Here is a 447-nt window from a genome sequence, read left to right on the forward strand (position 1 = left end):
GTTGCGCTTCTTCTCTACCCTGCCGCTGGAAAAGATCGAGCTGAAGTATCTCTATGGTGCAGAACGCAGCCTTGAAGGCGTCCGCCAGGAACGGAACCGCGAGCTGCGCCAGGTCGTGAAGAGCGGCGACATTTACGCCGCGATCAAGTTCTGCGTCGAGAACAAAATGAACATGGTGGTTTCCGGCGGAACGTCCACTGGGAAAACCGTCGCGGCCAGGAAGATCCTCTCCTATGTCGGGGAAGATGAGCGCATCGTGACTATCGAGGAAGCGGCCGAGCTACTGCCGAACCAGCCGAATGTCGTAACGCTGATCGCGAACCGCGATGTGGAGACGCAATCCGCTGACACTCTTCTTACCTCCACGCTGCGGATGCGGCCTGATCGCATTGTCTTGGGTGAGGTTCGGGGGCGCGAGGCGATGACCTTCCTAGAGGCCATCAACAC

Annotated in this window: 1 protein-coding gene; it reads left to right on the forward strand. The window is 58.6% G+C overall.

All coding sequences use genetic code 11. The annotated features are described in order from the left end of the window. A partial coding sequence (locus EP376_RS22730) for an ATPase, T2SS/T4P/T4SS family (protein WP_164745068.1) occupies positions 1 to 447 on the forward strand: 447 nt, incomplete at both ends.

The sequence above is a fragment of the Alexandriicola marinus genome, from assembly GCF_004000435.1.
GTDB lineage: Bacteria > Pseudomonadota > Alphaproteobacteria > Rhodobacterales > Rhodobacteraceae > Alexandriicola > Alexandriicola marinus.